Raw genomic sequence first — 26,880 nt, forward strand, 5'->3', positions numbered from 1 at the left:
AACTGGGCGCTGTGAAGCACCTCGTGACGCACCGCTCAGCGTACGCGGGCGCACGGGCCGGGGTTCGGTACGCGCCGTGCGCCGGGTGGGCGCCGGGGCCGCGCCGGACGGTCACCGGGGCTTCACCAGGCGGCCACCGGGGCGACTCCGGGCGGCCACCCCGCCGTCAATCTGAAGCTGACCAGGCGTCACCGCGAGCGGTACAGCCGTCAGTCGATCGGCTGGAAGGTCTCGAACGCTGTCTCGCGCAGGGTCGTGCACTCCGCACCGTCCCACGCGTCGGCTGGGCAGGTAATGAGGATGGCGTGGCCACGGCCGGAGTCCACGCGGAAGCCGCGGTTGAGCGACCGCAAGCGCTCGCCGTCGCGGGTGTGTTCGTAGGTCCAGTCGGCGACGGTCGGGTAGTCCCGCCACTCGACGGTGTCCATGCCGATCAGGTCGTAGCCGGTGAACGTCCCCCTGATGGCGCTCTCCAGCGACTCCCAGGCGTTCAGGGCGCTCTGCCCGGGGCTGCCGGTGTAATCGACCTGCACGCTGGGTACAGCACCCCGCTCAGCCGCGTACACGCCGCCGGAGTCCCGCCCCGCCTCCCGGACCCGCGTCCAGCCCTCGGGCAGGGCTATGGAGAACTTGTACTTCTGGTCCGTCACCGTCGCGTAGCCCTCGGGCAGGCCGTCACCGGACTCCTTCTGGCCGCTGTCCGCACCGGTGCCGCCCTTGTCGTCGCCCGCGCCCTCGTCCGTGCCGCCGTTCTGGCCGTCGCCCGGCTCGTCCTCACTGCCGTCCGCAGCGCCGTCCGCACCGCCGGAGGTCTGCTCGCCGCCCTGGGCGCCGCTCTCGCCCGCGTCACCGCCCGGCTCGCCGGTGTCGCCGGAGGCCGGGGCGGGGTCGCCGTCGCCGGTGTTCTCCTCGGTGCCGCCGTTCAGCGTGAACGCCAGCACGGCGCCGAGCACGCCGATCAGGACGACGAGGACGGCCGCGATGACCAGGGCGTTCGCACGCTTCTTCGCTGCGCCGTCACCGTCGCCCGAGCCGCCGAAAACGGCACCGGCGGAAGCGAAGGCAGCCGCCACGCGCTGGCGCTGCGGCTGGCTCCCGGGTTTCGGCCCGGGCTGGGGCTGCGCCGTCTTGGCCGCCCCGGGGTCCGTCCGGGCGGGACGCGCCGCAGGCGTGCCGGTGCCGCCCTGGCCGGACGCGGTGGCGGGGATCGCGACCGTGGCCGTCGCCCCGGGCTTCGGTTCGTCCGGGGCGTCGAGCACGGACTGGAGCAGCACGCGGGCCCCGGCGTCGTCCAGCCGCTTCACCGGGTCCTTGTGCAGCAGGCCGTAGATGACCTCCTCCAGCAGACCGGCGTTCTTCGGCGGCTCCAGCGCGTCCGTCATGACAGCGGTGAGCGTGGCGAGGGCCGAGCCCTTGTCGTAGGGCGGGCTGCCCTCGACGGCCGCGTACAGCAGGCCGCCCAGCGACCACATGTCGGCTGGAGGCCCGGGCAGTTGGCCGCGCGCCCGCTCCGGCGAGATGTACGAGGGGGCACCGACGAGCATGCCGGTGGAGGTGACCGACGGGTCGCCCTCCACCTTGGCGATGCCGAAGTCCGTCAGGACGACGCGGCCGGTGTCCTCCTCGATCAGTACGTTGGAGGGCTTCACGTCGCGGTGCACGATGCCCTCGCGGTGCGCGGCGCGCAGCACGCCGAGCACGGCGAGCCCGATCTCGGCTGCACGGCGCGAGGTCACCGGGCCGTCCTCGCGGATCACGTCGGCCAGCGACCGGCCCTCGACCAGCTCCATCACGATCCACGGCCGGTCGTCCTCGTCCACGACGTCGAAGACGGTGACCGCGCTGCCGCTGCGGATGCGCGCGATCGCCTTGGCCTCGCGCAGGGTCCGGGTGATCAGACGGCGCTTCTCGTCCTCGTCGATATCGGAGGGGAAGCGCAGCTCCTTGACGGCGACGGTGCGGCCCAGCACCTCGTCGCGGGCGCGCCACACGGTGCCCATGCCGCCACGGCCCTGGATGCCGCCGAGCCGGTAACGGCCCGCCAGCAGCCGTCCCGTCTCCCGCCCGGGGGAGGCGGCGGGTGCCGCCTGCTCGCCACGGTCCGTTTCCCCAGCGCCGCTCTCCACCTTGGTCGCGGCGTCCTTGGGGGCGACCTTGGTGGCCGCGTCCTTGGGCGCGCCTTTGGCGGCGTCCTTGGGTGCGTCCTTGGTGGTCGCGTCCTTGGGCGTGTGCTTGGGCGCGCCTTTGGCGGCGTCCTTGGCGGAGTGCGTGGGCGGGTCCTCGGGGGTGTGCTGGGCGGTGTTCTTGCCGGTGTCCTCGGGGGCGGGCTCGGGGGCGGGCTTGCGCGGCGCGGAGTGGGCGAGCTCGGCGGCCCGGGGCTCGCGCTTGCGCGGTTCGGGCCCGGCGTCGGCTTCGGCCCGGCCGGGCTTCGCGCCGTCAGCTTCCCCGGCCCGCCCGACGTCGGCGCCCGCGTCCTTGTCGGCTCGCCCGGGCTTCGCGTCCGTGGTGTCGGGCGCGGCGTCAGCGGGCTTCACGGCCTCGTCCACCCCCGGTTTCCGCGCGGCGGCATCGGCATTGGCCCTCTTGTCGCCGTTCTCGCCCATGTTCCCCTCGCGATCAGCCGCCCAGCAGTTGCCCCATTCTCACCCATGGCGCAGGCCCCCACGGCACACCCCCGGCCGAACACGCAACGCCGCTGCCTGGCGTACATGTTCGGCTCCCGTACGTGCGTCTTGGGCTACCCGGGGGCCACCTCCGGGGCACCGAGCCGGGCGGCGTCAGCGGTCTGGTCGTCAGGCTGGAGCTGCGACTCGCGCTCGGCCTCCACCCGCTTCTCGTAGTGCTCCACCTCGCGCTCGATCTGCTCGTCGCTCCACCCCAGGACGGTGGCCATCAGCTCCGCGCACTCGCGCGCGCTGCGCGTGCCGCGGTCAAACGTCTCGATGGAGATGCGGGTGCGGCGCGTGAGCACGTCGTCCAGGTGCCGCGCGCCCTCGTGCGAACAGGCGTAGACGATCTCGGCTCTGAGGTAGTCGTCGGCGTACGGCAGCGGCTCCCCCAGCTCCGGGTGTTCGGCGACGAGTTCCAGCAGTTCCGGCGTCAGCGTGCCGTAGCGGCCCAGCAGGTGTTCGACGCGGGCGACGTGCAGCCCGGTGCGGGCGGCCAGGCGGGCGCGGGCGTTCCACAGCGCCGGGTAGCCCTCGGCTCCGGCGAGCGGCACGTTCTCGGTGCAGCACTCGGCCACCCGGTGGTCCAGGGCGCGGGCGGCCTCGTCCACGGCGTCCTTGGCCATCACCCGGTAGGTGGTGTACTTGCCGCCCGCGATGACGACGAGGCCGGGCACCGGATGCGCCACGGTGTGCTCCCGCGACAGCTTGCTCGTCGCCTCCGACTCCCCGGCCAGCAGCGGGCGCAGCCCGGCGTAGACGCCCTCGACGTCATCCCGCGTCAGCGGTGTGGACAGCACCTCGTTGACGTGGGCCAGCAGGTAGTCGATGTCGGCGCTGGAGGCGGCCGGGTGCGCCTTGTCCAGATCCCACTGGGTGTCGGTGGTGCCGATGATCCAGTGCCGCCCCCACGGGATGACGAACAGCACGCTCTTCTCGGTGCGCAGGATCAGCCCCGTCGCGGAGTTCACCCGGTCGCGCGGTACGACCAGGTGGATGCCCTTGGAGGCGCGGACATGGAACTGGCCGCGTTCGGCGATGAGCGCCTGGGTGTCGTCCGTCCACACGCCGGTGGCGTTGATGACCTGCTGGGCGCGCACCTCGAACTCGCCGCCCTGCTCGACGTCCTTCACCCGTGCGCCGACCACCCGTTCCCCCTCCCGGAGGAAGCCGACGACGCGGGCCCGGTTGGCGGCCAGGGCGCCGTAGGAGGCGGCGGTGCGGACCAGCGCCGTCACGAAGCGGGCGTCGTCCACCTGGGCGTCGTAGTACTGCAACGCGCCCGCCAGCGCGTCCTTGCGCAGGCACGGGGCGACGCGCAGCGCCTTGCGGCGGCTCAGGTGGCGGTGCACCGGCAGCCCGCGGCCGTGCCCGGAGGACACCGACATGGCGTCATACAGGGCGACGCCGCTTCCCGCGTACCAGCGCTCCCACCCCCGGTGCTGCAACGGGTAGAGGAACGGCACCGGTTTCACCAGGTGCGGGGCGAGGCGCTCCAGCAGCAGGCCGCGCTCTTTCAGCGCCTCACGGACCAGCGCGAAGTCGAGCATCTCCAGGTAGCGCAGGCCGCCGTGGATGAGCTTGCTGGAGCGGCTGGAGGTGCCCGACGCCCAGTCACGCGCTTCCACCAGCCCGGTCGTCAGGCCGCGGGTGGCCGCGTCCAGCGCCGTCCCGGCCCCGACCACGCCACCGCCGACCACCAGCACGTCCAGTTCGTGTTCGGCCATCCGGGCGAGTGCCCCGGCCCGTTCGGCCGGTCCCAGGTTCGCTGTCCTCACTGTTGCCTCCCGTGGTGTCCCACCGTCGTTGCCGCCCTGCCGTGGCTTTCCGGCCGGTTCCCATCATGGCGAAGCTGACCCGCGCACCGTCCACAAGCTGCGCAATCCACCATATCTGTCATATATGCAATTAACCTGACCTGGCGGCTCTTAGTGTTAACCGCTCGGGGAAGGGAATCCGCGCCCATGCCAGCAGATCTCGCCGTGCTCGGACTCGGTCACCTCGGCCTTCCCGCCGTCCAGGCCGCCACGGCAGCCGGCATCACCACCGTCGGCTACGACACCGACGAACGGGTGGTCGCGGACCTCAGCGCGGGCCGGCCGCCACGCGGCTCCACGCTCACCCCGGCCGACCTGCGCCGCATGGCCGCCGCCGGCTTCCGCGCCACCTGCGACCCGGCCCTCCTCAGCCGGGTGCGCACCGCGCTGATCTGCGCCCCGACGCCCCTGGGCGAGGACGGCGCGCTGGACCTCGACGCCGTGCGCGCGGCCGTCCGCACGCTCGCGGTCCACCTGCGTCCGCGCACGACGGTCATCATCGAGTCAGCCGTCTACCCCGGCACCACGCAGGACACACTGCGTGCCCTGCTCGAAGCGGGCTCCGGGTTCCGCGCGGGCCGCGACTTCCACCTCGCCTGCTGTCCCGCCCGCCTCGACCCGGGCAACCGCGACCTCCGCTTCGCCGCCGTCCCCCGCGTCATCGGCGGCCTCACCCCGGCCTGCACCGAGGCCGCCGCGGCCGTCTACGGGCGGTTCACGGACAAGGTGGTGCGCGCCCGCGGGCTGCGCGAGGCCGAGACGACCCAGCTGCTGGAGACCAACTACCGGCACGTCAACATCGCGCTGGCCAACGAGATGGCGATCCTGTGCCACGACCTGGGCGTGGACTACTGGGACGTCGTGCGGTGCGCGGAGACCAAGCCGTTCGGCTTCCAGCCCTTCCGCCCCGGCCCCGGTGTGGGTGGCCACGCCGTCCCCGTCGATCCGAACTACCTCGCCTACCGGGGCCGCACCCTCGGCCACCCGCTGCGCCTGGTGGAGCTGGCGCGCGAGGTCAACGACCGCATGCCGCGCTACGTCACCCAGCGCGCGACGGCCCTGCTGAACGAGTACGGCAAGTCCGCCCGCGGCTCCCGCGTCCTGCTGCTGGGGGTCACCTACAAGCCGGACCTGCCCGACACCGAGGGCTCACCGGCCCGCGAGGTCGCCACCCGGCTGCTCGAACTCGGCGCGCAGCTCAGCTACCACGACCCCCACGTCCCGGTGTGGCACGTCGCCGGCCGCCCCGTTCCGCGTGCCGACTCCCTCTACGACACCGCCTCCGCCGCCGACCTCACCGTCCTCCTGCAACCCCACCGCACGTACGACCTCCAGGGCCTGGCCGCCAAGGCCCAGCTCCTCCTGGACACGCGCGGCACCACCCCGGCGGGCACGGCCTACCGCCTGTGAACGCGGGGCTGGGCGTCCGGCGTCGGCTCCGGTGGCTGGCTCCGGGCTCGGTCACGCACGGGGCGCGGCCGGTGCCGGGTCACGGGGCGCGGCCGGTGTCGTCGAAGTCGTCGAAGTCTCCGAAATCGCCGAAAGCCTCCAGGGGGAGGTCGGCGGGATACTGGGCGTCGGCGAGGGGCTGCTCGGTCCAGATGATCTTGCCGGTGGGTGTGTAGCGGGTGCCCCAGCGGGCGGAGAGCCGGGCGACCAGGAACAGGCCCCGGCCGCCCTCGTCCGTGGTGGCCGCGCGGCGCAGGTAGGGCGAGGTGCTGCTGCCGTCGGAGACCTCGCAGATCAGGGCCCGCTCGTACAGCAGCCGCACCCGCACGGGCGCGGAGCCGTAGCGGATGGCGTTGGTGATCAGCTCGCTCAGCACCAGCTCGGTGGTGAACTCCAGCTCCTCCAGACCCCACTCCGCCAGCTTGCGGGCGCACGCACCCCGGACCGGGCCGACGGCGGCCGGGTCAAAGTCCACCTCCCAGTCGGCGACGTGCTCGGGGTCGATCAGCCGGGTGCGGGCCACCAGCAGGGCGATGTCATCGCGGCGGTGCTCCGGGAGCATGGCGTCGAAGACCGCCTCGCAGGTTTCCTCCGGGCTCCGCAGGGCGCCGCCGGTCAGCGCCGCGCGCAGCCGGTGGAGGCCCACGTCGAGGTCCTGGCCGCGCTGCTCGACCAGTCCGTCGGTGTACAGGACGAGCTGGCTGCCCTCGGGGAGCTGGAGCTCGGTCGTCTCGAACGGTGGCACGCTCAGGCCCAGCGGCGGGGAGACCGGCACCTCGGGCATCCACACCGTGCCGTCCGGGTGGACCACCGCTGGCGCCAGGTGCCCGGCGCTGGCCACGCTGACCCGGCCCGGCACCGGGTCGTAGATCGCGTACAGGCAGGTAGCGCCGGTGATGCCATCGCCGTCGGCGCCGTGGGGGTCGTCCTGGTCGGTGCGGCTGACCAGCTCGTCCAGCCGGGTCAGCAGTTCACCCGGCGGCAGGTCGAGGGTGGAGAAGTTGTGCACCGCGGTGCGCAGCCGCCCCATGGTGGCCGCCGCGTGCAGGCCGTGCCCGACGACGTCGCCGACGACCAGGGCGACCCGGGCGCCGGGCAGCGGGATGACGTCGAACCAGTCGCCGCCCACCTTCGCCTGCGCGGGCAGATAGCGGTAGGCGACCTCCAGCGCGCTCTGCTGCGGCAGGGCGTGCGGCAGCAGGCTGCGTTGCAGCGTCTCCGCCATGGCGTGCTCGCGGGTGAAGCGGCGCGCGTTGTCGATGGCCACGGCGGCGCGCGCGGCCAGCTCCTCGGCGAAGGACAGCTCGTCTTCCTCGAACGGCTCCGGCCGCTCCGCCCGCCAGAAGCTCGCCATGCCCAGCACCACCCCGCGCGCCTGCAACGGTGCCGTGATCAGCGAGTGGACGCCGTAGCGCACGGCGTTGTCGGCGCCCTGCGGGTCCTGGGCCCGCCAGTCCCGCGCGGTGGTCAGGTCCGCCTCCAGCGCGGCGTGCCCGCTGGTCAGCGCCTCGGCCATTGGCGTCCCGGAGGCGACGAAGGCGATCGCGTCGCCCACCGGCTGGAACGGGTGGTCCTTGCTGATGCCGCTCAGGGCGGCGCGGCGCATGCTCCGGTGCGGGCCGCTCGGCTCGTCGCCGCGCAGAACCGGCTCCAGCAGCTCCACCGTCACGAAGTCCGCGAACCGGGGCACCGCGACAGCCGACAGCTCTTCAGCCGTCCGCACGACGTCCAGGCTCGTGCCGATGCGCACCCCGGCCTCGTAGAGGATCTTCAGCCGCTCCCGCGCCGCCTCCGCCCGGCCCGCGAGCGCCCGCAGCTCGGTGGTGTCGCGCAGCGTCGCCACCGAGCCCGACGCGCCGCCGTGGGGCGCGGTGGGCCGCGTGTTGACGGCGACCAGGTGGTCCCCGGCGAGCAGCACCTCGTCCGTCACCGTCCGCCCCGAGGCCAGCAGCGCAGCGGCGTCCGGCTCCAGCCCCAGCTCGGACAGGTGACGGCCGTCCGAGTCCGGCGGCAGGTCCAGCAGGCGCCGTGCCTCGTCGTTGGCCAGCAGCAGCCGGCCGTCCTCCGCGACGATCAGCACTCCCTCGCGCACCGCGTGCAGCACGGCGTCGTGGTGCTCGTACATCCGGGTCATCTCGGTGGGGCCGATGCCCCGCGTCTGCCGCCGCAGCCGCCGGCTCACCAGCGCCGCGCTGCCCACCGCGAACACCAGCGCGGCGGCGGCGGAGCCCAGCAGCATCGGCCACTGCCGGTCCGCCACGTGCCCGACCGTGTCGATCTCCACCCCGGCGGACACCAGACCCACGGTGACGCCGTCGGCGTCCGTCAGCGGCACCACCGCCCGCGCCGCCGTGCTGGGGACGCCCTCGAAGATCTCCGTGAACGCCCCGTCCTCCAGGGCCCGCGTGACCCCGCCGGCCCGGGTGCCGATCAGCTCGGCGTCGGTGTCGGCCAGCCGGACGCCGTCCGTCGTCAGCACGGTGAGGAAATCGACGCCGGAACCCCACGCCGCGTCCACCACCCGGGGTTGGAGGACGGCGGTCGGGTCGTCCGACTGGGTGGCCTGCGCGGTACCGGGCGCCTCCGCGAAGGCGACGGCCACGGCCATCGACCGGTTCTGCGCGTCCTCCTCGCTGTCGTTGCGCGCCTGCACCGCGATGGCGACCACGGCGGCGGTGATCAGCACGACCGCCACGACGATCTGCAGGAACAACACCTGCCCGGCCACGGTGCGCACCCCCAGCAGGGACCGCGCCTCACCACCCCGCGCGCCCCTCGCAGACGGGCGCGCAAGCCACCGCACGACCCCGGCCCACCACCGCGAGACTCGCCCTGTCACACCACCTTTTCTAGCACCACATCCTCTTGTCACACCGCCCCGCGCGACGGTGCCCCACTTCCGGGCACGGCCGAACGTGTGAACGCCCGCCGGGGTGGACGTGCCTCCCGTCTCCCGGGGCCTGCCCGGCAGGTCCCCCCGGCCGCACAACGGCGTCCTCCACCTCGGTGACGCCCCGTGCTCCTTGTCCACCTCGCTCCCCTCGCTCCCCTCGCTCGCGGCAGCCACGCCGCCGCAGCACGGCGCGCGGCCACCGCGTGATCTCCGGGAGTCTTCCGACTCCGGTGATCAGGCGGTGGCCGTCGTGCTGCCGTGGCGCTCGGGGCATCGCGCCCCGCCGCACGCGGTGCCGGGGCGCGGTGGAACGAAGGTGCTCAGTAGTCGATGCGGTCCGACTTGGCCAGCCACGCGTCGAACGGCGCCATGCGGTTCGGCATGTCCACGCGCTCGACCGACATCGGCCACAGGTCCGAGGGCTTCTTCTCGAACAGGTCGTAGAACACGCGGTCGTCGAAACCGGCCACGGCGGCGTCATCCCGGTCGGCGGCGAAGACGATCCGGTCCACGCGCGCCCACAGCGCGGAGGAAAGACACATCGGGCACGGCTCGCACGAGGTGACCAGGACACAGCCCTCCAGCGAGAAGGTGCCGAGCTTTTCGCAGGCGGCACGGATCGCGCTCACCTCGCCGTGCGCCGTCGGGTCCAGGTTCGAAGTGACCTTGTTGTTGCCGATCGCGACGATCTCACCGCCCTTGGCGATCAGTGCGCCGAACGGGCCGCCGCCGTTCTTCACACTGGTGGTGGCAAGGCCGATGGCCTCCTCCATCCAGGCGCGCTCAACGTCCTGGACGCTCGCCTCTTCGGTGTTCGCGGTCATGGTCACTCCTTTTGGGCAGCTGGTGGGGGTGCCGGGGGTGCTCCGTCCCGCTCGGACGGGCCGCCCCCGGCGGTGTGGGGCTTTCGCGGGTGCCGCCTGGAGATCGGCTGGCCCGATGGCACCCGCCGGAGCCCGGCGCGGCTGGCGACGTGCTCCGGTGTGCGCGGGGTGTGGGTCAGGCCCTGCCCCGTGGTGTTGCGGAAGGCTTCGCCACCGCCCAGGTGGCGGGGCGAAGGGACTCCATGGACGGCTCTCTTCAGTCGTGCGGGTCGTGCGGATCGAGCCGAGGGGCCGGGGCCCGCCGCGTCTCGTTCACGTGCTGTTCATCGGAATAGCGCCAGTACACCCGGCGGGCCCCGTCGGGGGTCAGTCACCGAAACCATGAAAGGAGTCGGCGGGCCGACTCACCCACCTTGTAGCTTCACACAAAGAGGACGGGAGCCGGTCACACCACCGTCTGACGCCGACACGCTGGGCGACGACCGCCCGGAGCCGCATGCCCTAGCACGCGCCCTGACCGCGCCTCCTGCGCCTCCCCGTGGCAGGCGACGGCGGGGGCCGCAGCGGTGACGCCCCCGCCCTTCCGCGTGCGGCGCGTACTGCCGGGGACGCCCCAGCCGCCGGGGACGCCTCGGCCCCGCCACGCCGGTGACACCCCGCCCCGCCACCGCGTACCGCGTACCGCGTACCGCGCCGACAGTGCCGTCCCCTCCGGGTCACCTGACCTCTTGACCTCCCTGCCCCCACCCACTACGTTGCGCTGACACCGACCCATGACTGCCGGAAGGAGGCGACCAGCGCATGTGCACCTGCTCTGATCTCGGTCGCCTCGCCCAGTGCACGGTCTGGGTGCCGGGTCGTATCGCGCACGGCTGCTGACCGCGCCGTTCTGACGTGCCCTCTGTGGCACATCCGGGTTTCCCCTCACCGCCTCCTGGCACCTCGCCGCAGCGTGCCGCCCCGCGCCCGCTCCTCCCACGTGGCGCGTCTGAACACAGAAAGCTGCCTGAAATTGGCGAACATGATGAAGCGATCCATCGCGCACCGGAACGAGGGCCCGTCATGGTAGCGGCGCGCATCACGGTCAACGGGAAAGAAGCACCGATCTCACCGGCCCCGCCCCACGCCACCGTGCTGGACTACCTGCGCGAGCGTGGCCTCACCGGCACAAAGGAGGGCTGCGCCGAGGGGGAGTGCGGCGCCTGCTCGGTCCTGGTGGCCCGTCCCGGGGTGAACAAGCCCACCGACTGGGTGGCGGTCAACGCCTGCCTGGTCCCGGTCGCGGCGCTCGACGGTCAGGAGATCGTCACCTCCGAAGGGCTCGCCACCGTCGGTGAGCCCGGCACGCCAGCCACCCTGCACCCGGTACAGGAGGAGATGGCGGCCCGGGGCGGCTCCCAGTGCGGCTACTGCACGCCGGGATTCATCTGCAGCATGGCCGCCGAGTACTACCGGCCCGACCGCTGTGCGAGCGCGTGCTCGGACAGCGGTTCGGTCTGCGGCTCGGAGGCCAGCCCTCAGGCGGCCTCCCCCGCGTCCGAGAGCACCGACGCCGAGCACGGCCCCAACGGTTTCGACCTGCACGCGCTGAGCGGGAACCTGTGCCGCTGCACCGGTTACCGGCCGATTCGCGACGCCGCGTTCGCCGTCGGCACGCCCGCCGCAGAGGACCCGCTGGCGCAGCGGCGCGAGCAGTCGCCGCCCGCGCCGGTCGCCACCGAATACGCCCAGGACGACCGCACGTTCCTGCGCAAGGACACGCTGGCCGAAACGCTGCGGGTACTGCGCGAGCGGCCCGGCGCGGTGGTGGTCGCCGGTTCCACCGACTGGGGCGTGGAGGTGAACATCCGGGCCCGCCGGGCGGACTGCGTGGTCGCCATCGACCGGCTGCCCGAACTGCGGGAGCTGCGCGTCGAGTCCGACCACATCGAGATCGGGGCGGCGCTGACGCTCACCGAGATCGAGCGCCGTCTCGACGGCGACGTCCCGCTACTGGCCGAGCTGTTCCCGCAGTTCGCCTCCCGGCTGATCCGCAACGGGGCGACCCTCGGCGGCAACCTGGGCACCGGCTCCCCCATCGGTGACAGCCCGCCGGTGCTGCTGGCGCTGGAGGCGTCGGTGGTACTCGCCGACGCCGACGGGGAGCGCGTGGTCCCGCTGGCGGACTACTTCACCGGCTACCGGCAGAGCGTGCGCCGTCCCGGCGAGCTGATCCGCGCGGTGCGCGTCCCGCTGCCGCTGTCACCGGTCACGGGCTTCCACAAGATCGCCAAGCGGCGCTTCGACGACATCTCCAGCGTCGCGGTCGCTTTCGCGCTCGACGTCGAGGACGGGATCGTGCGCAAGGCCCGCATCGGCCTGGGCGGAGTGGCCGCCACCCCGATCCGTTCGCTGGCCACCGAGGCGGCCCTGGAGGGCAAGCCGTGGACAGCGAAGACGGCCGAGGCCGCGGCCGGAGTGCTGCGGGCCGAGGGCACCCCGATGAACGACCACCGCGCCAGCGCCGGGTACCGCTCCGCGATGCTCGGCCAGAGCCTGCTGAAGCTGTACGCGCACACCACGGAGGCGGTGCCGTCATGAGTCACCTGTCCCAGCGTCCCGAGCTGCCCGTCGTCGGCGTCTCGATGCCGCACGAGAGCGCCGCCGCGCACGTCACCGGCACCGCGCTCTACACCGACGACCTGGTCCACCGCACCAAGGACGTGCTGCACGCCTACCCGGTGCAGGTCATGAAGGCCCACGGCCGGATCACCGCGCTGCGCACCGAGGCCGCGCTCGCCGTGCCCGGGGTGGTCCGCGTCCTGACCGGGGCCGACGTGCCCGGCGTCAACGACGCCGGAATGAAGCACGACGAACCGCTGTTCCCCGGCGAGGTCATGTTCCACGGCCACGCCGTCGCCTGGGTGCTCGGCGAGACCCTGGAGGCGGCCCGGCTCGGCGCGGCGGCCGTCGAGGTGGACCTCGACGAACAACCGTCCCTGATCACGCTGCGGGACGCGATCGAGGCGAACAGCTTCCACGGCGCCCAGCCCGTCATGGTGACCGGCGACGTGGAGGCGGGCTTCGCCGACTCCGCGCACGTGTTCACCGGCGAGTTCCAGTTCGCCGACCAGGAGCACTTCTACCTGGAGACGCACGCGGCGCTGGCCTACGTGGATGAGGGCGAGCAGGTGTTCGTCCAGAGCAGCACCCAGCACCCCTCGGAGACCCAGGAAATCGTCGCGCACGTCCTCGGCCTGAACAGTCACGAAGTGACCGTGCAGTGCCTGCGCATGGGCGGCGGTTTCGGCGGCAAGGAGATGCAGCCGCACGGGTTCGCGGCCGTCGCCGCGCTCGGCGCCAAGCTGACCGGCCGCCCGGTCCGGCTGCGGCTCAACCGCACCCAGGACCTGACCATGTCCGGCAAGCGGCACGGCTTCCACGCCACGTGGAAGATCGGCTTCGACGCCGAAGGCCGCATCCAGGCGCTGGACGCCACCCTGACGGCGGACGGCGGCTGGAGCCTGGACCTGTCCGAGCCGGTTGTCGCCCGGGCGCTGTGCCACATCGACAACACCTACTACATTCCCCACGCCCGCGTCGCCGGCCGCATCGCCAAGACCAACAAGGCGTCCAACACCGCCTTCCGTGGCTTCGGCGGGCCGCAGGGCATGCTGGTGATCGAGGACATCATGGGCCGGTGCGCGCCGCTGCTCGGCCTGGACCCGATGGAGCTGCGGGAGCGCAACTTCTACGGCCAGGGCCAGGCGACGCCGTACGGCATGCCGGTCAGCCAGCCGGAGCGGATCTCCGCCGTCTGGGAGCAGGTCAAGGAGAACGCCACCCTCGCCGACCGCAAGCGCGAGATCGCCGCCTTCAACGCCGCGCACCCGCACACCAAGCGGGGTCTTGCGATCACCGGCGTCAAGTTCGGCATCTCCTTCAACCTCACCGCCTTCAACCAGGGCGGCGCGCTGGTGCTGATCTACAAGGACGGCTCGGTCCTGATCAACCACGGCGGCACCGAGATGGGCCAGGGCCTGCACACCAAGATGCTGCAGGTGGCCGCGACCACGCTGGGCATCCCGCTGCACAAGGTGCGCCTCGCCCCGACCCGGACCGACAAGGTGCCCAACACCTCCGCCACCGCAGCCAGTTCCGGCGCCGACCTGAACGGCGCGGCGGTGAAGAACGCCTGCGAGCAGCTGCGCGCACGGCTGCGGCAGGTGGCCGCCAGCCAGCTGGGGTCGAACGCCTCGGACGTGCGCATCGTCGAGGGCGTCGCGCGCAGCCTGGGCAGCGACAAGGAGCTGGCCTGGGACGACCTGGTGCGCACCGCGTACCTCCAGCGCGTCCAGCTGTCGGCGGCCGGTTTCTACCGGACCGAGGGCCTGCACTGGGACGCGAAGTCGTTCACCGGTTCACCGTTCAAGTACTTCGCTATCGGCGCCGCCGCGGCCGAGGTGGAGGTGGACGGCTTCACCGGCGCGTACCGCACCCGCCGGGTGGACATCGTGCACGACGTCGGCGACAGCCTGTCCCCGATGATCGACATCGGTCAGGTCGAGGGCGGTTTCGTGCAGGGCGCGGGCTGGCTGACGCTGGAGGACCTGCGCTGGGACGCCAGCGACGGGCCGGGCCGCGGCCGGCTGCTGACCCAGGCCGCGAGCACCTACAAGCTGCCGAGCTTCTCCGAGATGCCCGAGGAGTTCAACGTCGCGCTGCTGGAGAACGCCACCGAGGAGGGCGCGGTCTACGGGTCCAAGGCGGTGGGCGAGCCTCCGCTGATGCTGGCGTTCTCGGTGCGGGAAGCGCTGCGGCAGGCCGCCGCCGCGTTCGGCCCGGACGGGGTCAGCGTGGAGCTGGCCTCCCCCGCGACGCCGGAGGCGGTGTACTGGGCGATCGAGTCGGCACGCCAGGCCACGGTCTCCCGCAGCGGTGACGCCCGCGACGGGGCCGCCGCCGACGGCACCGCCACCACCGTGGGGACCGCCGGCGCGGCCCCCACCGCCGCACAAGCGCTGAGCCGTGCCTGACATGACGTGGGTCGCCGCGGTCGCACGGTTGCGAGCACGCCGGGAGTCCGGCGTGCTGGTGACCGTCGCGACCGTGCGCGGCCACGCCCCGCGCGACGCCGGTGCGAAACTCGTGGTGGGCCAGACCGAGACGTGGGGCTCCATCGGCGGCGGCAACGTCGAGGCCGTCGCGATCGACCGGGCCCGGGAGATGCTCGGCGCCGCCAAGCCCGAGCCGGAGCTGATCGACTTCGCGCTGAACGACAAGGTGACCAACCAGCACGGCGTGCAGTGCTGCGGCGGCACGGTCTCGGTGCTGCTCGAACCGCTGTCCGTGGTACGGGCGGTGGCGATCTTCGGCGTCGGACACGTCGGGCTGGAACTGGCGCGCGTCCTGTCCCGCCAGGACCTCGACCTCCACCTGATCGACAACCGCTCCGACATGCTCACCGAGCAGCGGCTCGACGTGCTGTCGGACGCGGTGGCCCAGGTCCACGTGCACCACACGCCGCTGCTGCCCGAGGAGGTGCTGGCGGAGCTGCCACCCGGCACCCACATCCTGATCATGACCCATGATCACGCCGAGGACGCCGCCCTGTGCGACGCCGCCCTGCGCACCACCCACCTCGGCACCATCGGGCTGATCGGCTCAGCGGCCAAGTGGACCCGGTTCCGCAAACGCCTGGCCACCGAGGGCGGCCACGACGAGGCCACCATCGACCGGATCAAAACCCCCATCGGCCTGGCCGACATCACCGGCAAGGAACCCGCCACCATCGCCGTCAGCGTCGCCGCCGACCTCCTGCGCACCTTCGAATCCGACCCCACCTGACCCCACCCTGAGCGCCTTTACTGCCTCGCGCCCGCACCCACGGGCGCGAGGCATCCCCCGGCGCCACCAGATCGGCCACCCCAGCAGGCATCAGCCGAGTGACCTCCGGTCTACGGGGTCAGGGCCCGAGGAAGTCCGCTGACCTCCGCCTTGCCGGGTCCGGTTACCGTCAGCGCTGCCGTGAAGCGGCAGCTACTCCACGCCGAGGATGCGGAGCCCATGGTGGAGGCGGAAGTCCTCGTAGTCCTTGAGGTTGAGGGTGGCCAGCGGCAGGTCGTAGGTGAGAGCGCTGGCGGCGATCCACATGTCATTGGCCGGGCGGGGGCGCCCCCGCTGTACAGCTGCTGCCGAGAGCCGCCCCCACGTCGCGGCGACGGCCTCGTCGCCAGGCAGAACCGGGATGTCGGCGAGCCAGTCGGCGAGTTCCTGACGGCTTCGGGCGCCCCAGCAGCGGATCTCCGTCCACTTGGTCAGCTCACCGTAGGTCACGAAGGTGATCAGCGGCTTGCGGCCGATGAGACGGGTCGCCAGCGGGCCGGTCAGCTTGCGCTTGTGCAGCAGGGACGCGACGTCGGTGTCGAGCACAACCGGTTGCATAGAGGCCGTCTCAGGCTGCGTCGCGGTGACGCTCGGCGTAGGTGAAAGCGAGGAACTCCTCCAGCTCCTCGTCCGACTCGAAGGTGTCGGCGGCCAGGTCATCAAGGGAGTGGATCGGCTGGGTGTTCTTAACGGCCAGCAGTTCCTCAACCGATAGACGTGGCCATGGCCGCGGGGGACCGGAGTATCCGGGGGCGGGTGTACTCATCAGGACCTCCAGCAGGACGCAGCCGACTCCACTGCCAGCATACGGGCGCCCCTCACCTGCCGACATGGGGCTCCGTTGCCCCGCGCGGCCCCGCCGGAGGCCCACACCGTGCAGTCGTCCGAGTAAGACACTCCCCTGGGCCGTCACCCACGAGGGTGTTCTGTACTTCTACGCGGGCGGACGCGAGCGGCACGGGTCGCGGTACAAGGTCGGCTCTTCGGGCTGGCACCGGCTGCGCACGCTGGGGTGAGACGGGCCNACGGGCCCGGTTCCGGTTCCGGGATGAGGGGGCGGTTACAGCGTCAGCTCCCAGCCGGTCAGGGTGCCGGTGTCCCAGGTGGCCGAGTCGGTGACGCGGAGGTTCCAGGTGCCGTCGGCGGCCTCGGAGGAGAGGTTCACCGTGTAGGTCTGGTTGATGTTGTCGGTGCTGCCGCCGGAGCGGTTGTGCAGGGTGTAGGCGCTGCCGTCGGGCGCTATGAGCTGGACGGTGAGGTCACCTATGTAGGTGTGCTGGATCTGTACCTTCACCGTGGACGTGGTGGACGCCTCGCGGCCACAGCCGCTGACCGTGGCCGGGGAGTTGACGGTGGCGTGGTCGCGGATGGCCAGGTCAGTGCCGTTGGACGCCGAGCAGCCGGGCCCCGGGCCGGGATCGGTGCCGCCGTACGGGTCCTTCGCGTTCTCCGCCGAGTAGACCAGCATCGGCTTCACCTGGTTCCAGAACCTGTTCTGGCAGGAGTAGGACGGGTGGAAGCCGCCGCAGCTGCCGCTGTTGGGGCCGATCTCGAAGGTGTAGCTGGGGACGCCGAGGTCGTCGTAGACCCAGTCGTCGTGGGTTCCGCTGGCGTTGTAGAGGATCTCGCCGGGCTGGCCGTACTGCCAGCCGCCGGCGAGTTCGGCCATGTCCTTGCCCATGCGGCGCAGGTCGGCGTCGTTGCCCGCTTCGACGCCGCTGTTCCAGCCCCAGGGGAAGAGGACCATGTTGGAGTAGCTGTGGAGGGTGACGAAGAAGCCCTGGGTGTCGGGGTCGGCCGGGGTTCTGTCGCCGGTGCCGCGGGTGTCGGGGAACAGCTTGCGGTAGAGGCTGTGCAGCGCCTTGGTCTCGTGCTCGGAGTCGGCGGCCGGGCCCTTGTAGACCTGGCTGCACGGGTTGGAGCTGGTGCCCGCGCCGCCCCAGTGGGAGCTGTTGTTGCGGTTGAGGTCGATGCCGATGCCGCTGCCGGAGTTCTCCGAGCAGTTGCTTCCGTGGGTGTGGTTGGCGTTCTTGCGGTGCCACTGCTGCCCGCTGGGGCCGCCGGAGAACCCCTGCTGCACCATGTCCACGCCGTCCGGGTTGCCGATCGGCACCACCCAGATCTCCCGGGTGTCGAGGAGTTCGGTGGCCTTGGTGTCGCTGCCGTAGCCGTCGGTGAGGTAGTCGATCCAGCGGTAGGCCATCTCGCCGGTGGACAGTTCGCGCGCGTGCACCTGGGCCTGGAGGAGGAAGCGCGGCTTGCTGGAGTTGGGGGTGAGCTGGCAGCTGCCACTGGTCTTCTTCGTCAGGCAGATCGCCTTGAGGTCGTAACCGCCCGCGCGGCCGGTGGACTTGCGCCAGGAGTCGCCGAAGTCAACGACGGTGGCCAGGCCAGCGTGGTCCCGGGCGACCTGGTCGAGGTGGGCGTACTGGGCGTTCACCGTGCGGTAGCCGCCGTAGTACGTCTCCTCGGCGAGCGCGTCCGTCATCCGGGGGGCCTGGCCGCTGCGTTTGGGCGGCTCCCAGGGGGCCGGGGTCAGCTTCTCCTCGACGGTGGGGCGCAGGCCCGCCGCCTTGAGCTCCTGGCCGGTGTCCGCGTCGCCGAGGACGAACAGGTCGTCGCCTTCGCGGGTTTCGAGCAGGTCGAAGGAGCTGAACTTCGACAGCGCGACGTCGGCGCCGCCGTGGACACGGTAGACGTAGGCGTGGTCGTCGCTGTTGGCCGGGTCGGCGGCGCGGGCGGTGTCGGAGGCGGACGCGCCGCTGCCAGCGGTGACCGCGGTGAGCGCCGCGGCGACCGCGGCGGCCCAGAGTATGCGTCTGTGGTGCACAGGGGCCTCACTCGTGGTTGGGGGCTGCGGCCCGGCGCCGGGTGGCGCTGGCACCGGGCCATGGGGGGTGGTCCAGCGAAGTGAGTGACATGAGCATGCCGCTCGAAGGGAGTATTGAGGACAGACGGCACCACGACAAGCAGCACGCGGCCATGACTTTTCGGTAAGTGAACGACGCACTCCGCCAGCCGGACACTTATCCCAGGTGGGAAGCGCGCGGGCACCCAAAAGCGCTCAGGGCCGCCTTCCGTGTGGGAAGCGACCCTTAGCCAAGGAACGCGGCGTGGGCAAGAGCGCGCGGACAGCGGCCCGCGCGTGGCAGGCCGCGCGTCGGCCGGCTCCCCACTGGCACCGTCAGCCCATACGCGCGAGTTCCGCCCCACGCGGCCGACGCGGCGAGGCGTCAGGGAAGGAGCGTGAAGTGACGCGGTGGTTTGGGACGTACGACGGTGAAATGGCGCCGGTCCAGGGTGGCGATCCCGTCTGCGCCGAGGCGCTCGGCGAGGGCCAGAACGGACGCGTCGGCGGCGCCCAACGGGAAGTCCGCGTACGTCTCCACCAGCTCGATCATCCGGTCGAGGTCACCACGTGTCAGCGGAACGAGGCTGATCTGGCCGTTCGCGACGGATCTCAGAAAAGCGGCCTCCGCACGCGTCCCCTGTTGGCGTTCAGGAGATAACAGACCTCTGTGAGAACCGGGTAGGGAACCAGCAGCGGGCGCGGCGTACGCCGCATCAACGCGACGCATTCCGCATGGTGCTTGTCATCCGTGTCAGCAGCGGCGATCAGCGGGCCCGTATCCCAAATGATCACTCCGGCCCACGCCCCAGCTCCGCGCGGAGGATCTCGCCCGAGCGTTCCGCGAGATCACCCACGCCGCTGGAAAGCGCACCGACGAAGTCGGGAAGAGGCCACTCCTCGCCCCCGTCCTCGGCCGGGGTGCTTTCGCGTACGAGCGCGAGTATCGGGGCCACCTGCGCTTCCGGCAGGCGATCGATCAGCTCATGCAACTCATCCCGCATCGTGCTCATGCGCCAAGGATACGGATTCTTCGTGGCCCCGGTCGCGGCATCGCACCACAGACCTCGCGCCGGTGGCCGGTGCATGACCGGACCGGCGCGAGGCGCGGGTCAGCGGCTGCGGGCGACGGTGACCTCGACGCGCTGGAACTCCTTGAGGTCGCTGTACCCCGTGGTGGCCATCGCGCGGCGCAGCGCGCCGAAGAAGTTCATCGAGCCGTCCGGGGTGTGCGACGGGCCGGTGAGGATCTCCTCGGTGGTGCCGACGGTGCCCAGGTCCACCTTCTTGCCGCGCGGCACGTCCTCGTGCACGGCCTCCATGCCCCAGTGGTGGCCGCGCCCCGGGGCGTCGGTGGCGCGGGCCAGCGGGGAGCCCATCATCACCGCGTCGGCACCGCACGCGACGGCCTTGGGCAGGTCGCCGGACCAGCCCACGCCGCCGTCGGCGATGACGTGCACGTAGCGCCCACCGGACTCGTCGAGGTAGTCCCGGCGCGCGGCGGCGACGTCGGCGACGGCGGTGGCCATCGGCACCTGGATACCCAGCACGTTGCGCGTGGTGTGCGCGGCGCCGCCGCCGAAGCCGACGAGCACCCCGGCCGCGCCGGTGCGCATCAGGTGCAGCGCGGCGGTGTAGGTGGCGCAGCCGCCGACGATGACGGGGACGTCCAGCTCGTAGATGAACTGCTTGAGGTTCAGCGGCTCGGCGGCCGAGGAGACGTGCTCGGCGGAGACGGTGGTGCCCCGGATGACGAAGATGTCCACGCCCGCGTCCACCACCGCCTTGGAGAACTGCGCGGTGCGCTGCGGGGAGAGCGCGGCGGCGGTGACGACACCGGCGTCCCGCACCTCCTTGATGCGGCGGCCGATCAGCTCCTCCTTGACCGGCTCGGCGTAGAGGTCCTGGAGGCGGCGGTTGGCCTCACCCTCCGGCAGCTCGGCGATCTCCGCGAGCAGCGGCTCGGGGTCCTCGTACCGCGTCCACAGACCTTCGAGGTTGAGGACGCCCAGGCCGCCCAGCTCGCCGATGCGGATCGCGGTGGCGGGCGAGACGACGGAGTCCATCGGCGCCGTCAGGAACGGCAGCTCGAAGCGGTAGGCGTCGATCTGCCAGGCGATCGAGACCTCCTTGGGGTCCCGCGTGCGGCGACTGGGCACCACGGCGATGTCGTCGAAGGCGTACGCCCGGCGCCCGCGCTTGCCGCGCCCGATCTCGATCTCAGTCACTGGAGCTGCCCTTCCATACGGTGTGCGGCCCCCAGTATCCCGCACGGGGACGTGGGGGCCGCATCCCGTCTCGCCGGGCGGGCGTCAGCGGCGCGAGTAGTTCGGGGCCTCGACCGTCAGCTGGATGTCGTGCGGGTGGCTCTCCTTCAGGCCCGCCGCGGTGATCCGGACGAACTGGCCGCGCTCCTTCATCTGCGGCACCGTGCGCCCGCCGACGTAGTACATCGACTGGCGCAGGCCGCCCACGAGCTGGTGGACGACGGCGGCCAGCGGACCACGGTAGGGCACCTGGCCCTCGACGCCCTCGGGGATCAGCTTGTCGTCGCCGCTGACCTCCTCCTGGAAGTAGCGGTCCTTGGAGAACGAACGCTGCTCGCCCCGCGACTGCATGGCGCCCAGCGAGCCCATGCCCCGGTAGGACTTGAACTGCTTGCCGTTGATGAACAGCAGCTCACCGGGCGACTCCTCGCAGCCCGCCAGCAGGCTGCCGAGCATCACCGTGTCGGCACCGGCGACGAGGGCCTTGGCGATGTCGCCGCTGTACTGCAAGCCGCCGTCACCGATGACGGGGATACCGGCCTCGCGCGCGGCCAGCGCGGCCTCGTAGATCGCGGTGACCTGCGGGACACCGATACCGGCGACGACGCGGGTGGTGCAGATCGAGCCCGGGCCGACGCCGACCTTGATGCCGTCCACCCCCGCGTCCACCAGCGCCTTGGCGCCCTCGCGGGTGGCGATGTTGCCGCCGACGACGTCCACGCCGGGGTAGTTGGACTTGATCTTCGCGACCATGTCGCCCACCAGCCGGGAGTGGCCGTGCGCGGTGTCCACGACGACGAAGTCCACGCCCGCCTCGATCAGCGCCTGCGCGCGGTCGTAGGCGTCCCCCGCGACGCCGACGGCGGCACCGACGAGCAGGCGCCCGTCCGCGTCCTTGGCGGCGTTGGGGTACTTCTCGGCCTTGACGAAGTCCTTGACGGTGATCAGGCCCTTGATGCGGCCCGCGTCGTCCACCAGCGGCAGCTTCTCGATCTTGTGGCGCCGCAGCAGCTCCGCCGCCTCGGCGCGGTCGATGCCCACCCGGCCGGTGACCAGCGGCATCGGCGTCATCACATCGCGCACCTGGCGGGCGCGGTCCAGCTCGAAGGCCATGTCGCGGTTGGTGACGATGCCCAGCAGCTTGCCGGACGCGTCCGTCACCGGGACGCCGCTGATGCGGAACCGGCCGCACAGCTCGTCGGCCTCGCGCAGGGTGGCGTCGGGGCGGATGGTGATGGGGTCGGCCACCATCCCGGACTCCGAGCGCTTGACCCGGTCCACCTGCGCGGCCTGCTCCTCGACAGACAGGTTGCGGTGCAGCACGCCGACGCCGCCCTGGCGGGCCATGGCGATGGCCATGCGCGCCTCGGTCACCTTGTCCATCGCCGCCGACAGCAGCGGAATGTTGACACGGACGTTGCGCGAGACGAGCGAGGAGGTGTCGATGTCCTGCGGCGCCATGTCGGCCTCGCCGGGCAGCAGCAGCACGTCGTCATAGGTCAGCCCGAGCCGCGCGAACTTCTCCGGCACTCCGTCGACGTAGTCAGTCATGACACCTTCCCCATGGTCTTGCCCCGGCACGTGCACCCATGCTAACGGCCCAACCGGACGCCCCGGGTTCGTAGGAATTTACCGTCCGCACGGGGCGGCCCCACCGCTCAGCCGCAGCCCCGGCCCACCGGCGGCCCGGCTCCAGCCCGGCGGCCCCGGCGCTCCGGCCGGCGGTCACCGGGCTACTGCCCGGCGAGCGCGCGCAGCCGGGAGAGCGCGCGGTGCTGGGCGACGCGGACGGCCCCGGGCGACATGCCCAGCATCTGTCCCGTCTCCTCGGCGGTCAGCCCGACGGCCACCCGGAGCAGGATCAGCTCGCGCTGGTGCTCCGGCAGGTTCGCCAGCAGCTTCTTCGCCCACTCGGTGTCGCTGCTCAGCAGCGCCCGCTCCTCCGGGCCAAGGCTGTCGTCGGGCTGCTCGGGCATCTCGTCCGAGGGGACGGCGGTGGAGCCGGGGTGCCGCATGGCGGCGCGTTGGAGATCAGCGACCTTGTGCTGGGCGATGGCGACGACGAACGCCTCGAACGGCTTGCCGGTGTCGCGGTAGCGCGGCAGCGCGCACAGCACCGCGAGGCAGACTTCCTGCGCGAGGTCGTCCACGAAGTGACGGGCGTCACCGGGCAGACGGCTCAGCCGGGTGCGGCAGTACCGCAGCGCGAGCGGGTGGACGTGCGCCAGCAGGTCGTGCGTCGCCTGCTCGTCCCCCGCGACGGCGCGGCGGACGACGGCGCCGATGCCCGAGCCACAGTCCGGTGGCACGACAGCGGTGCCCGGTGTGGTCTCGTCGCGCATCGGTCCATGGTGCACCGAGGTGACGGCGTCCGCCGCACCGCGGTCCTGGTTGTGCCCTGAAGCGTTATATCGGAGTGCACCCATGGCCATACCGCTTGCCCTCCCCCTCTCGGGTTGCCTCACACGCCATCCCGCTCGGCCGCCGCCGACGGCTCCGGGCACCGCGTGGGGACCGGAAGTCACAACTCCAAGGATGCGGCATCGCGGGAGAAAGCGCGGAGCCCCGGCCCGGGCACGACCCGCAGCACCCGGGCCTGGCCCCGCGCCCAGGGACGCGCGGCGGCGGCCCCGGACGGTGGCCGCGCGCCCCAGACCACGCACCCCGGTGGGCACGGCACGCTCCCCGGCCGGCAAGGTGCGCACGCCGGGGACGCTGGGGACGCTGCCACGGTGCACGGTTCGGCGCACCACGCTGACGGCGCGAGGCCCCGGGGACGACGGGCCGGGCGGCCGGGACGCCGACGAGCTGCCCGGCCCGGGCAGCTCCGGCCGCCCCGGCGCCGCACCGGGCGACGGAGCGGACGGGCGCACCGGCAGGGGCCGGGGCCCCGCCCGGGATCAGCGGACGAGGCCCCAGCGGAAGCCGAGGGCCACCGCGTGCGCCCGGTCGGACGCGCCCAGCTTCTTGAACAGGCGCCGGGCGTGGGTCTTGACCGTGTCCTCCGAGAGGAACAGCTCGCGGCCGATCTCGGCGTTGGAGCGGCCGTGACTCATGCCCTCCAGGACCTGGATCTCGCGGGCGGTGAGCGTCGGGGCCGCGCCCATCTCGGCCGAGCGCAGCCGACGCGGGGCGAGCCGCCACGTCGGGTCGGCCAGTGCCTGCGTGACGGTGGCGCGCAGTTCGGCCCGGGAGGCGTCCTTGTGCAGGTAGCCCCGGGCACCGGCGGCGACGGCGAGCGCGACGCCGTCCAGATCCTCGGCGACGGTGAGCATGATGATGCGGGCGCCGGGATCGGCGGACAGCAGCCGCCGTACGGTCTCCACACCGCCCAGGCCGGGCATCCGGACGTCCATCAGGACCAGGTCGGAACGGTCGGCGCCCCAGCGGCGGAGGACTTCCTCGCCGTTGGCGGCCGTGGTCACCCGTTCGACGCCGGGCACCGTCGCGACCGCGCGGCGCAGCGCCTCCCGGGCGAGCGGGGAGTCGTCGCAAACGAGGACGGAAGTCATGGCCGCCCTCCGCTGCTGATGCGCATCACCTTGAGCCTCCAGGCTGTTACGAATCTTCACCTGTGCGGTTGATCCCTCCCGGCCCGGCGAGGGGGCACCCGATGGAGCGCCTCGACGCCGTGCGTACCGGGGTTCCGGTGTTCTGCCAACCGCCTCCGCACTCTCAACGACGGTCACCCAAAAGAGTTACGGGCTACGCCACCCGCTTTCAGCACTCTACGTGATGGGGCGGACACGCAACAGCGCACTCACCGGCATATCCCCGGGGAACACCCCGTCCTGGCGGCGCACCCGAGACCACTGTGCCCTATTTGGGCGCTTTTGCTTCTTCTTTGTGGCGTCCGTGGCAAAATTCGCAAAGAGTCATATTTACAGCTATCCACACCAGCCAGCACCAGCATCGACGGCGGCCAGCGGACCGCCCCCGCTCAGCCTCGACGCAGGGGCTTCCCGTGCCCGGCCGGTGCACCGACGGCGGCCTGCCGCAGCCCACCCGCGGGCTCGGCCCCACACCGCCGGCGGCGCGCCCGCCCGGCCCGCCCGCACGCCGTCTACCAGCCGCAGCAACGCTCCGAGAGGACGAGCAATGGCAGATTTCTCCCGCCTTCCGGGCCCCAACGCCGACCTGTGGGACTGGCAGCTCCTGGCCGCCTGCCGCGGCGTCGACAGTTCGCTCTTCTTCCACCCGGAGGGCGAGCGCGGGGCGGCCCGCAGCGCGCGTGAGGCGTCGGCGAAAGAGGTGTGCATGCGTTGTCCGGTGCGCGCGCAGTGCGCGGCCCACGCCCTGTCGGTGCGCGAACCGTACGGCGTCTGGGGAGGACTGACCGAGGACGAACGCGAGGAGTTGATGGGACGCGCCCGGCACCGGTTGGCCTCCGGCGCGGCGGCGACGCCCTCCGGTTCGGGCGCGCCGACGTAGCGGGACAGCGCAGATACGTTTCCGCACGGCCGCGAGGGGCCACGGCCCTGACCCACCCCCCGTCCCGGCCGGGAGGGTCACCGCGCCACGGGACCCGCCCCGCCCGCGCACGCACCCGTCGGCGGGCCGGAAGGGCGTGTCATGCGGCGCGGACAGACGTGCTCACGCGGCGCGGGCCGCCGCCTCCAGGTGCGTCAGGGCCGCCGCGACGGCCGGGACGCGGGTGAGGTCAGGCAGCGTGACCGCCACCACCTCGCGCCGGACGGACGGGGTGAGCCGGACGGTGCGGGTGCCCTTGGGGCGGACGGAGGAGACCGCCAGCTCGGGCAGGACCGCGACCCCCAGACCCGCGCCGACCAGGCCGACGACGGCCGGGTAGTCGTCGGTGGCGAAGTCGATACGCGGGGTGAAGCCGGCCGACTCGCAGATGCCCTCCAGGTGGCGGCGGCAGCGCGGGCAGCCCGCGATCCACGGCTCCTCGGCCAGCTCCGCGAGACGCACCGACGACGCGGCGGCGAAGCGGTGGTCCTCGGGGACGAGGGCCACCAGGCGGTCGGTGAGCAGGGGGCGGACGTCCACGTCGTCCCACTCGGGCGGCTCGCCGGTGGCGGGATAGCGGAAGGCGAGGGAGATGTCGCACTCGCCAGCCCGCAGGAGTTCGACCGAGCCGGGCGGCTCGGCCTCGACGAGCGAGACGCGGGTGCCGGGGTGGTCGGCGCGCAGGGCGGCGACGGCGGCGGGGACGAGGGTGGAGCTGGCGCTGGGGAAGGAGACGAGCCGCACCCGGCCCGCGCGCAGCCCCGCGATCGCGGCGACCTCCTCCTCGGCGGCGGTCAGCGCGGCCAGCACCGCGGCGCCGTGCCGGACGAGCGCCTCACCGGCCTGCGTCAGCCGGGTCTCCCGGCCCGCCCGGAAGAGCAGCGGCGTGCCGGCCGCCTGTTCCAGCGAGCGCATCTGCTGGCTGACGGCGGGCTGGGTGCAGCCCAGTTCGCGGGCGGCGGCGGAGTACGAACCGGTCGCCGCGACCGTGCGCAGGACCCTCAGATGGCGGGCTTCGAGCATGCGGCAACCATAAGCACGCCTTGGGGAAGCGGGCCAGTAAAGCCCTCTTCGTTTGGCACTGTCCCGTAGGCTGACCGGCATGCGCGTACTGTCGGTGAACCTCGGGTCTCTGCGTTCATCCGCCCACACGGGCGCCCCCGGCGGGCTGACCGGGATCGGCAAGGAGCCGGTCAGCGGACCGGTGCGGGTGAGCGCGCCGGGGCCGAAGGGGAGCGGCGGCAGCGGGCTCGCGGGCGACGCCATCGGGGACCTGCGGCACCACGGCGGCGACGAACAGGCCGTCTACGCCTACGCCCGCGAGGATCTGGACGCCTGGGAGCGCGAGCTGGGCCGCGAGCTCGCCCCCGGCGCGTTCGGCGAGAACCTGACGACGACCGGGCTGCGTACGGGCGAGGCCGTGCTGGGCGAGCGCTGGCGGATCGGGGGCGCCCTGGTGCTCCAGGTGTCCTCGGTGCGCATCCCGTGCCGCACGTTCGCCGGGCACCTGGGTGCGCGGGGCTGGGTGAAGCGGTTCACGGAAGCAGCCGTGCCGGGGCCGTACCTGCGCGTCGTCGAGCCGGGCGAGGTGCGGGCCGGGGACGCGATCGAGGTGGTGCACCGCCCGGCGCACGAGGTCACCGTCAGCCTGCTGTTCCGGGCACTGACGACCGAGCCGGGCCTGTGGGAGCGGGCCGCCGCGGCGGGCGACGACCTTCCGGCCACCGCCCGCAAGCGCCTCACCGGACGCACCGGCTGACCGGACGGGCCAGCATCACCCC

The 26,880-nt window shown here is 72.6% G+C and carries 20 protein-coding genes; 6 read left to right on the plus strand and 14 right to left on the minus strand.

Translation table 11 applies throughout. The annotated features are described in order from the left end of the window. Nucleotides 1-209 precede the first annotated feature (209 nt). Both JJV70_RS09690 and JJV70_RS09695 read right to left on the minus strand, forming a co-directional pair. On the minus strand, nt 210-2,603 hold the full coding sequence (locus JJV70_RS09690; protein ID WP_257573689.1) for a protein kinase: 2,394 nt from the start codon (nt 2,601-2,603) through the stop codon (nt 210-212). 134 nt (nt 2,604-2,737) lie between these two features. After that, nucleotides 2,738-4,444, minus strand: a complete 1,707-nt coding sequence (locus tag JJV70_RS09695) for a glycerol-3-phosphate dehydrogenase/oxidase (protein WP_219047419.1) — start codon at nt 4,442-4,444, stop codon at nt 2,738-2,740. A gap of 186 nt (nt 4,445-4,630) precedes the next feature. Here JJV70_RS09695 and JJV70_RS09700 point away from each other — a divergent pair, with 186 nt between their 5' ends. Continuing rightward, entirely contained in the window at nt 4,631-5,893 is a 1,263-nt protein-coding gene (locus JJV70_RS09700) for a nucleotide sugar dehydrogenase (RefSeq protein ID WP_219047420.1), read from the plus strand. 79 nt (nt 5,894-5,972) lie between these two features. Here the strand turns inward: JJV70_RS09700 and JJV70_RS09705 are convergent, their stop codons facing one another. Both JJV70_RS09705 and JJV70_RS09710 read right to left on the minus strand, forming a co-directional pair. Then, on the minus strand, nt 5,973-8,669 hold the full coding sequence (locus JJV70_RS09705) for a SpoIIE family protein phosphatase (RefSeq protein ID WP_374227269.1): 2,697 nt from the start codon (nt 8,667-8,669) through the stop codon (nt 5,973-5,975). Nucleotides 8,670-9,145: 476 nt separating this feature from the next. Further along, complete coding sequence (locus JJV70_RS09710; RefSeq protein WP_219047421.1) at nt 9,146-9,649, minus strand: nucleoside deaminase; 504 nt, start codon at nt 9,647-9,649, stop codon at nt 9,146-9,148. A gap of 1,062 nt (nt 9,650-10,711) precedes the next feature. On the opposite strand from JJV70_RS09710, the gene JJV70_RS09715 reads away from it, so the two are divergent. Genes JJV70_RS09715 through xdhC form a run of 3 tightly spaced genes read left to right on the plus strand, consistent with a single transcriptional unit; the run spans nt 10,712 to nt 15,475 of the window. Then, entirely contained in the window at nt 10,712-12,229 is a 1,518-nt protein-coding gene (locus JJV70_RS09715) for a xanthine dehydrogenase small subunit (RefSeq protein WP_219047422.1), read from the plus strand. Continuing rightward, nucleotides 12,226-14,664 carry a xanthine dehydrogenase molybdopterin binding subunit gene (xdhB, locus tag JJV70_RS09720; protein ID WP_219047423.1) on the plus strand — a complete coding sequence of 813 codons (2,439 nt, stop codon included), beginning with the start codon at nt 12,226-12,228 and terminating at the stop codon, nt 14,662-14,664. Before JJV70_RS09715 ends, xdhB begins: the two co-directional genes overlap by 4 nt. 1 nt (nt 14,665) lies before the next feature. After that, on the plus strand, nt 14,666-15,475 hold the full coding sequence (xdhC, locus tag JJV70_RS09725; protein ID WP_219047638.1) for a xanthine dehydrogenase accessory protein XdhC: 810 nt from the start codon (nt 14,666-14,668) through the stop codon (nt 15,473-15,475). 192 nt (nt 15,476-15,667) lie between these two features. On the opposite strand, the gene JJV70_RS09730 is transcribed toward xdhC, so the two are convergent. The 9 genes from JJV70_RS09730 to JJV70_RS09770 form a co-directional block, all read right to left on the minus strand. Beyond that, nucleotides 15,668-16,060 carry a type II toxin-antitoxin system VapC family toxin gene (locus JJV70_RS09730; protein ID WP_308294762.1) on the minus strand — a complete coding sequence of 131 codons (393 nt, stop codon included), beginning with the start codon at nt 16,058-16,060 and terminating at the stop codon, nt 15,668-15,670. Between the two features lie 22 nt (nt 16,061-16,082). Then, nucleotides 16,083-16,280 (minus strand): hypothetical protein, encoded by a 198-nt coding sequence (locus JJV70_RS09735; RefSeq protein WP_219047425.1) that lies wholly within the window; start codon nt 16,278-16,280, stop codon nt 16,083-16,085. A 294-nt stretch (nt 16,281-16,574) separates the two neighbouring features. After that, nucleotides 16,575-18,344, minus strand: a complete 1,770-nt coding sequence (locus JJV70_RS09740; RefSeq protein WP_308294763.1) for a M14 family zinc carboxypeptidase — start codon at nt 18,342-18,344, stop codon at nt 16,575-16,577. A gap of 403 nt (nt 18,345-18,747) precedes the next feature. Further along, complete coding sequence (locus tag JJV70_RS09745; protein ID WP_257573690.1) at nt 18,748-19,092, minus strand: type II toxin-antitoxin system VapC family toxin; 345 nt, start codon at nt 19,090-19,092, stop codon at nt 18,748-18,750. A gap of 61 nt (nt 19,093-19,153) precedes the next feature. Beyond that, nucleotides 19,154-19,375, minus strand: a complete 222-nt coding sequence (locus JJV70_RS09750) for a hypothetical protein (RefSeq protein WP_219047426.1) — start codon at nt 19,373-19,375, stop codon at nt 19,154-19,156. 99 nt (nt 19,376-19,474) lie between these two features. Continuing rightward, nucleotides 19,475-20,590, minus strand: a complete 1,116-nt coding sequence (locus JJV70_RS09755; RefSeq protein ID WP_219047427.1) for a GuaB3 family IMP dehydrogenase-related protein — start codon at nt 20,588-20,590, stop codon at nt 19,475-19,477. Nucleotides 20,591-20,674: 84 nt separating this feature from the next. Then, nucleotides 20,675-22,180, minus strand: coding sequence for an IMP dehydrogenase (gene guaB / locus JJV70_RS09760; protein WP_219047428.1), 1,506 nt, complete (start codon nt 22,178-22,180; stop codon nt 20,675-20,677). A gap of 182 nt (nt 22,181-22,362) precedes the next feature. After that, nucleotides 22,363-22,971 (minus strand): sigma-70 family RNA polymerase sigma factor, encoded by a 609-nt coding sequence (locus JJV70_RS09765; protein ID WP_306823437.1) that lies wholly within the window; start codon nt 22,969-22,971, stop codon nt 22,363-22,365. 558 nt (nt 22,972-23,529) lie between these two features. Next, nucleotides 23,530-24,141: a response regulator transcription factor gene (locus tag JJV70_RS09770; RefSeq protein WP_028426699.1), complete on the minus strand. Its 612-nt coding sequence runs from the start codon at nt 24,139-24,141 to the stop codon at nt 23,530-23,532. 586 nt (nt 24,142-24,727) lie between these two features. On the opposite strand from JJV70_RS09770, the gene JJV70_RS09775 reads away from it, so the two are divergent. Beyond that, nucleotides 24,728-25,060, plus strand: a complete 333-nt coding sequence (locus tag JJV70_RS09775; protein WP_219047430.1) for a WhiB family transcriptional regulator — start codon at nt 24,728-24,730, stop codon at nt 25,058-25,060. Between the two features lie 162 nt (nt 25,061-25,222). Here the strand turns inward: JJV70_RS09775 and JJV70_RS09780 are convergent, their stop codons facing one another. Further along, the gene (locus JJV70_RS09780) at nt 25,223-26,122 is read right to left on the minus strand and encodes a LysR family transcriptional regulator (RefSeq protein ID WP_219047431.1); all 900 of its coding nucleotides are present in this window, start codon (nt 26,120-26,122) and stop codon (nt 25,223-25,225) included. 79 nt (nt 26,123-26,201) lie between these two features. Between JJV70_RS09780 and JJV70_RS09785 the strand changes: the two genes are divergently transcribed. Beyond that, the gene (locus JJV70_RS09785) at nt 26,202-26,858 is read left to right on the plus strand and encodes an MOSC domain-containing protein (protein ID WP_219047432.1); all 657 of its coding nucleotides are present in this window, start codon (nt 26,202-26,204) and stop codon (nt 26,856-26,858) included. The last annotated feature ends 22 nt before the right edge of the window (nt 26,859-26,880 follow it).

It is taken from the genome of Streptomyces sp. JJ66 (assembly GCF_019303495.1).
Lineage (GTDB): Bacteria > Actinomycetota > Actinomycetes > Streptomycetales > Streptomycetaceae > Streptomyces.

Bases quoted from the DNA above. Each gene is read 5' to 3' on its own strand.
- JJV70_RS09775 (WP_219047430.1), top strand. From the start codon at position 24,728: ATGGCAGATTTCTCCCGCCTTCCGGGCCCCAACGCCGACCTGTGGGAC.
- xdhB (WP_219047423.1), top strand. From the start codon at position 12,226: ATGAGTCACCTGTCCCAGCGTCCCGAGCTGCCCGTCGTCGGCGTCTCG.
- JJV70_RS09780 (WP_219047431.1), bottom strand. From the start codon at position 26,122: ATGCTCGAAGCCCGCCATCTGAGGGTCCTGCGCACGGTCGCGGCGACC.
- JJV70_RS09750 (WP_219047426.1), bottom strand. From the start codon at position 19,375: ATGAGCACGATGCGGGATGAGTTGCATGAGCTGATCGATCGCCTGCCG.
- JJV70_RS09710 (WP_219047421.1), bottom strand. From the start codon at position 9,649: ATGACCGCGAACACCGAAGAGGCGAGCGTCCAGGACGTTGAGCGCGCC.
- JJV70_RS09690 (WP_257573689.1), bottom strand. From the start codon at position 2,603: ATGGGCGAGAACGGCGACAAGAGGGCCAATGCCGATGCCGCCGCGCGG.
- JJV70_RS09735 (WP_219047425.1), bottom strand. From the start codon at position 16,280: ATGAGTACACCCGCCCCCGGATACTCCGGTCCCCCGCGGCCATGGCCA.
- JJV70_RS09700 (WP_219047420.1), top strand. From the start codon at position 4,631: ATGCCAGCAGATCTCGCCGTGCTCGGACTCGGTCACCTCGGCCTTCCC.
- JJV70_RS09765 (WP_306823437.1), bottom strand. From the start codon at position 22,971: ATGCGCGACGAGACCACACCGGGCACCGCTGTCGTGCCACCGGACTGT.
- JJV70_RS09715 (WP_219047422.1), top strand. From the start codon at position 10,712: ATGGTAGCGGCGCGCATCACGGTCAACGGGAAAGAAGCACCGATCTCA.
- guaB (WP_219047428.1), bottom strand. From the start codon at position 22,180: ATGACTGACTACGTCGACGGAGTGCCGGAGAAGTTCGCGCGGCTCGGG.
- xdhC (WP_219047638.1), top strand. From the start codon at position 14,666: ATGACGTGGGTCGCCGCGGTCGCACGGTTGCGAGCACGCCGGGAGTCC.
- JJV70_RS09785 (WP_219047432.1), top strand. From the start codon at position 26,202: ATGCGCGTACTGTCGGTGAACCTCGGGTCTCTGCGTTCATCCGCCCAC.
- JJV70_RS09770 (WP_028426699.1), bottom strand. From the start codon at position 24,141: ATGACTTCCGTCCTCGTTTGCGACGACTCCCCGCTCGCCCGGGAGGCG.
- JJV70_RS09745 (WP_257573690.1), bottom strand. From the start codon at position 19,092: ATGCGTCGCGTTGATGCGGCGTACGCCGCGCCCGCTGCTGGTTCCCTA.